Genomic DNA, 6358 nt, shown 5'->3' on the forward strand with positions numbered 1-6358 from the left:
GCGCTCCGCGTCCGTCAGCGTCACCGCTGCGCGTGGTCGTCCTCTCTGCCCCATCGTCTGCCCTCCATTCTACTCTGGGAAGACCGACTCCTGAACACTTCAATTAATTCGAGATGGAACTTCTGAAACAGGACACTAGTCCGGAACCGACAGTTGCGAACGGAAATGCTCAGGCCGGTCGCGAGTCGGACTCGTCGCCGTCGATCTCAGCAGCAAATCCAACCGCGCCGAACGAACCAAACACAACCCGGTTCGACGCGCCCGCCGTGCGCGCCGCGGCCCGAACGGTCCCCGATCGAGGATCGAAGGAGTCGATCACCGCCTTACAGCCGGTGATCGGTGCAATGCGCTGCCAGGCCAACCAGATCATTCCGGCATCGTACGCCGCATCAGCGCCCCATGGCGCGCGCGCACTCAGGCCTCTTTCCGGCGCAGGCCAGTGGCGGCGCCGGCTGCCAGCCGACAGGGTCCGGAGGTCGATCGCGCGTCTCCCAGAGAACGAAATGCCCGGCCCCGTGGACCCGCCGCACGGCCCGGGAGTGACGCAGCCAGGAGAAGTCCGGCGATCCATCCGAAATCAGGTATCGCGGCTGCTTCTCGCGCAGGAAACGCGCCTGCCAGTCCTGCGAATCCAGATCGATCGGCAGCACCATCCCGGCATTCCCGCACCAGAGTGCGACCATCCAGGGATCGGGCGCTGCAACTAGGGCTTGCGGCTCCATGCGGCGACAGAAACCCGCCGCGTGCTCCTCGAAGGTGGCTCCAAACCGTTCGGCCGGCCCGTTTTGCAACCGGCTCACGAGTCCTTGCAGTGAAATCGGGATCGCCTGCAATCCGGGGCCGAGTGTGAACATAGTCAGGACCAGCAGAAGAGGGGCGAAAGGCAGCACCCGACTTGCGACTGACGATTGAAAACGGACTTCGAGACGTTGCAACAACTCGTCCAGAGCCGCTGCGCCGAGCAGGCCCGCCGTCAACACCGGAAAAAGCGCGTGGCGCAAACGATCGAAGCCCGCGTAGAGCAGGATGACGAGCAGGCTGAAACCAAGGAGGGAAAACGCAATCGCACGAATTTCAACCGCGCCGCGCCGGGGTCGCAGCGCGCAGAGCAGCCCCAGCGGCGCACCCCACCCCACCCAGTTGAAGCCCGCATCCAGAAACAATACTTCCATCAGCTGCTCGAAGCGCAGACCCAACTGGGCGCTCACCAGTTCGAAGTTCTCTCCAATGAAGGCGAACCCGCCGGCGAATTCCTTCTGGTATGAAAGAAGATCCTGCGCACTCAGCATCTCGGCCGTCACACCGTAGGCGCTATAGGGCGCCAGCCCTGTTGCCTGGCCAACGATCCAGCGAGTCACCAGAACCAGGAAGCCGAAACCGGTGACGTAGGTCCAGAGATGGCGATGCAGGACGACGTCTCGCAAACGGGTTCGTTCGCTTTCGAAAAACAACTGCAGCCCGTTTGCAACTGCAATCGCGAGAACGAGGGCACCCAGGTTCGGGCGGCTCAACCAGGCGAGCCAGGCAATCGCAGCACACGCGAGTGCGCGCACTAGCGAGCGGCTTGCGCTCGGAGCCGTTGCGATCGCAACCAGGAACGCGGCCGTCGCGACGACCTCCGTCCAGGGGAAACGAACCAGGTACAACCAGGCGGGGGCCAGACCGAAGAGCAGCGCCGCCGCGATTGCGGCCGGCAGACGCATGAAGCGCCTGGCCACCAGTACGACCCCTCCGGTCACCAGGCAGGCGAACGCTCCGTGCAACGCAATCACGCTACTGAGTGTCGCTCCGAGAGCGAAGGGAATCGCGGCCAGCCAGGAAATCATCGGTGCGCGCACCGCCATCGCCGGGAGCGGAGGATTCTCGGGCAGGAAGAAGAACCACTGCACCGGATTGACGAAACCGGCGCCGTTGACCCATTCGTGGGCGATCAGCAGATACTCGATGGCATCCTGCGTGAGCCACCAGCGCGACATGGACACCGGCACGATGAGCAGCGCCATGCCGGCCGCAACGGCGATCGACGACAACCAGATGTTCCGCGAGTCGCTCGGGTTTGTCCCCGCTCCCGCCTCCACTACCTCGACTTCTCCTGCGCCGGCCGAATGCGCGCCCCTGTACGCACGGCCTCATCGGAGACAGCCACCTCGAAGACCGTCGAGCCCACCTGCACACGGTAGAGACCATCGCTTTGAAGCGGACCTTCACTCGACGTGGAGTACGGCACGCGCACGCGGGCCCAGCCATCGTCGCGCGCCATGTTTCTTACGCGATAGGTGAAACGCCGACCGCCTTCATGCTCGAGATCCAGGCTGGCCACGATCCGAGTTCGCGCGGCCGCACGAACTTCGATGAGCGCACCTTCGACGATCTCGAATAACTTGAACGGTGCTTGCGCAGACCCGCTCCCCGTGGGATCGACCAGACCGCGTCCGTTCTTCGGACCCTCCACGATCAAACGAAAGTGAGTCAGTGCCCGATTGGAGTGCGTACGACTGCCGTCTTCGCCGTACAGTCTCACGCCGATGGACTGAGGATCCGCTCCCCGGTGAGAGGAGGCGATCACGAAGCGCAGCCCGAGGCGTTCCGCGCTGGCGAGTGCCTCGGATTCGCGTCGACGTTGAAAGAACTCCACCGCATCGCTGAAGCGTTCGCGCGCCAACAAGTTGCCAAATCCATCGGCCGCCGAAGCGCGTCGGGCGTAGTAGTGCAGCGCATGTCCCAGACCCCAATCCGACAGAACCCCGTACTCGGGTTGTTGCTCGGGATCGAGATACCCCGCAGTTTCCGGGGTGTGTTCTCGTACCGTCTTCAAGAAACGCATGATCGACCCGGAACGGCTACCCAAAACGACGTCACCGCGAAATCCCTGACCTCGGTACGAATCGACGCTCTGCTTCAAGGGCAGGTAGGCCTGGTACAGAGGGGCGCGGAGCAACCAGATCGCCAGCAATGCCACGAACAGCACCGCTCCCTTCTTCGGAATACCGGCACCTTCTGCAACTCCGCGAAACTGGATGAGACCCAGTGCGAAACAGGCGCTACCCGCCGCAGCGAAATCCCACCCGTAGCGAATCTGCCAGATTGCGAGCATCCCAAGCACCCCCGCCCAGGCGGCCAGCGCGATGGCCGGCAGGCGATGCTCCGGGTTGCGCGCAGCAATCAGGGCGGCGAAAGGAGCCAGAGGGATCAAGTAGGCAAAACCACCGTAGTAGTATTCCGGCGGGCGCGTTGCTATGCGCCCGGGCAACGAGAACAGAGGCATGAGTTCCAGAGTGGGCAGTCCACTGTGCTGCACGGAACTCGAGAACATCTCGAGCACGAATCCCAAACCCTGTCGGACCGCGGGCACCGCGAGACCGATGACCGCACCAGTGATGCCAAACGCGAGAATGCGAACCACGCGTTGCGTGGCATTGATCGGCAGGCGCGAAACCTCCAGGCGCCAGAACCCCGCACCGCCGATTGCCGCTCCGAAAAGGGCCAGAACGTGCAGAAACGAGAGGGCCCCGGCAGACAACCGGCCACCGATCGGTACAGGGAGTGCGAGAACGATGGGCATGAGCGCGATCGAGGTAATCCCCGCACTGATCCAGCCTTCCGCCAGGACACTGCGCCGCCCCCCGAGCGCTCCGCAGAGCAGCCAGGTCGCCTCCAGCAGTCCCAGATAGAGAAGCGATCCGTTCCAACTGAGCAGCAGAGCGAGGCGCAGGAATACGAGAGTGAATACGACCCAAGGCCGCGTATTCGAGGACTCCCGGGGTGCGAGCAAGACCATACACGTGGCCAGCAGAGCCGCCCCGAGCAGCGACACGGCACTGTGATGATCTCCGTTCCCGACGCGGCTCACCTGAAACATGATCGGCATCAGCGCGTAGAGAAGACCCGCCAGAAGTCCGGTCGCGTGTGATCTCACCCGTCGGGCAATCGCATACACAGGAATGACGGCCAGCGTGCCGTACAGGGGAGCCATCCAGACCAGAGTTCGCTCGAAAACAGTTTGGGAGGTACCAAAGAGGCGAGCCACCCCCGCCACGATCCAGTCCAGAAGAGGCGGAACCATGACCGGCGCACCGTCGGGGTAGTTGATGTAGGAGTCGTACCAGAGCACCGCTGGAAAATTGACAAAGGAGAAAAGGGCGCGGCGTGCGTGATACATGCCGTCTCCGTAGGCCATGATGACTTCATCGCCGACCAGGACGAACTCCAGGCCTGCTGCGCGGACGACGAAGGCGATCAGCACCACGAACACGATGCCGACGATCTGAAGTGTCCTCGACCCCAACTAGGGTTCCGTTCGAAAATCCGCTTCGAGTCGCTCGACCCGAGTGCGCAGGATGGCTGCCTCCTGGGCCAGATTCTTCAATTGCAGATTCGCGCGCGAAAGCCGCACTGCATAGTTCAGTGAGATTGCGATCAGGAAGACCTCGCCGAGGAAGAACACCGTCGCACTCGGAGTCCAGGCGCCGATCCAGCGCGTGAGCATGCGCAGGGCACCGAAGTTCATACCCAGAAAGGCCATCGAGAAGGCGACGGCCAGCCAGATGGGCGTGTACTCTTCACGCAGCGCACGGCGGCGCACCAGGAACAGGACGACGCTGAGCACGAGAAGTCCGAGAACCGCCGCCACAACGCGACTCGCGCCCGATTCCGGTGCACTCAGGAACAGTTCACGCAGAGCAACGGCGTCGGCAATTTCACTCACTGCGAATCCCTTTCGTCCGTTTCCTCTCGTTCGATGCGCACGGTCGAAGCGCTCCAGGCCGAGAGGAGCATTTTGTACATGTAGTAGATCGGGCGCAGACCCCCATGGAGTTCGGTCGGTCTGAAACCTTCACTCATCTCGGTGGAACGCTCCGTGATGCGAAGACCCATTCGGTGCAGAACGAGCAGTACGTCGACATCGGGATAATCCATCGGATAGAAGTCGCCGACGTAGGCGCGAAGCACCCGGTGGTTCATCGCCTGAAAGCCAGACGTCGGATCCCGTACGTCGAGCCCAGAGAGCCGACCCACGAAACGAAAGAAGTTCCGTCCGAAGCGTCGCAAGATTCCCATGTGGTAGTCCGTCGTTTCAATGAAGCGCGAGCCGATCACCAGATCGCAATCCCCCTTCTCCACTGGCTCCAGGAGCTTGGGAATGCCTCTCGGATCGTGTTGTCCGTCCGAATCCAGCTGTACGAGCAGTCGAACCCCCCTCTGCACGGCGTCTTTGTAGCCGGTCTGCAGTGCGCCGCCGTAACCCAGGTTGAACGGATGGCTCAACACACGAGCCCCAGCGGCGGCCGCCACTCGAGCCGTCGAATCGGTTGACCCGTCATCGACCACGACGAGTTCGTACTCAGGCACCACCTCGCGGATCTGTTCCAGGATCTGCGCCAGATGTGCGGCCTCGTTATAGGCCGGAAGCAGAACGACCGGCCGAACTTCCGGGCTAGGCATTGCGTTCCCAGACGATCGTCAGATAGTGGTTCGAAAAGCCGTGTCGCAGGGTGGTCCAGATACGCTTGAGCAGCGCACCCGGGTGCCGTGCGTAGTACGCGGGTAGATTGGGACGCAGGCGAGACAGGCGCGCATCTGCCTCACTACCGAACGAGAACACGTCCGTGAAACGGACCGTCTGGACCTGGCGAAAAGCCTCCAGTTCGCGCAAGCCATACGGTGCGACCAGACGCCGGAACGAAGCCTCGGTGAAATCGCTGAGGTGATAGGCATTCACATCGACTGAAGGCGTCGTGGGTACCGAGGCAATCAGGCGCCCGCCAGGCCTCAACAGTTTGACCGCATTGGCCACGAAGGCGACCGGATCGGGCAGATGCTCGACCGTTTCGAGCGAAACGATCGTGTCAAAACCTTCGGGATCGGCAAACTGCATGGCGTCGCCCTGGCGATAGCTCACACGCTCACTCGCATAGCGCTGATTCGCCGCATCGATCGCCTCCTGTGCCAGATCGACCCCCAACGCTTCCTCTACCTGGGAGGCACGATCGGCAAGCAGATGCGTGCCGTAGCCTACGCCACACGCCATATCGAGCAGGCGGCCGGGTCGGATCTGACGCGCTGCGAACTCGTAACGATCGAGGTGCACGCGCAGGACATCCCGCGCAGCTTCGTCCCCGCTTTCGAGCCTGTCGGGATGGATCCGTTCGAGTGTGTCTGCGTCGCTGGCCAAGTCGGAAGGCTAACACGACCCGCGACGCCTCCAAAGCCCCGGGAAGGCCAGATGGTATGACCGGTGTCCTACACCCAATGATGGGAATTTTAGGGAGACCGAACAATGGAAGCTCACGAAGTCGACGCGTATGTAGGTCTTGACGTCCACAAGGAACGGATCGCGGTGGCCGTCGCCGATGCAGAA

Annotated in this window: 6 protein-coding genes; all 6 read right to left on the reverse strand. The window is 62.4% G+C overall.

The window, feature by feature from the left end:
• Window positions 1–169 precede the first annotated feature (169 nt).
• The 6 genes from GY725_19900 to GY725_19925 are packed head-to-tail and all read right to left on the reverse strand — an operon-like array spanning window position 170 to window position 6172.
• Window positions 170–370 carry a hypothetical protein gene (locus GY725_19900; GenBank protein ID MCP4006448.1) on the reverse strand — a complete coding sequence of 67 codons (201 nt, stop codon included), beginning with the start codon at window positions 368–370 and terminating at the stop codon, window positions 170–172.
• Between the two features lie 19 nt (window positions 371–389).
• Window positions 390–2030, reverse strand: a complete 1641-nt coding sequence (locus tag GY725_19905; protein MCP4006449.1) for a hypothetical protein — start codon at window positions 2028–2030, stop codon at window positions 390–392.
• 47 nt (window positions 2031–2077) lie between these two features.
• Window positions 2078–4285 carry a hypothetical protein gene (locus GY725_19910; protein ID MCP4006450.1) on the reverse strand — a complete coding sequence of 736 codons (2208 nt, stop codon included), beginning with the start codon at window positions 4283–4285 and terminating at the stop codon, window positions 2078–2080.
• Entirely contained in the window at window positions 4286–4705 is a 420-nt protein-coding gene (locus GY725_19915) for a DUF2304 domain-containing protein (protein ID MCP4006451.1), read from the reverse strand.
• Entirely contained in the window at window positions 4702–5442 is a 741-nt protein-coding gene (locus tag GY725_19920) for a glycosyltransferase family 2 protein (GenBank protein MCP4006452.1), read from the reverse strand. The genes GY725_19915 and GY725_19920 overlap by 4 nt, the downstream gene beginning before the upstream one ends.
• On the reverse strand, window positions 5435–6172 hold the full coding sequence (locus GY725_19925; GenBank protein ID MCP4006453.1) for a methyltransferase domain-containing protein: 738 nt from the start codon (window positions 6170–6172) through the stop codon (window positions 5435–5437). The genes GY725_19920 and GY725_19925 overlap by 8 nt, the downstream gene beginning before the upstream one ends.
• Window positions 6173–6358 lie beyond the last annotated feature (186 nt).

This window comes from bacterium (assembly GCA_024226335.1).
In the GTDB taxonomy this organism is placed as follows: Bacteria; Myxococcota_A; UBA9160; order SZUA-336; family SZUA-336; genus JAAELY01.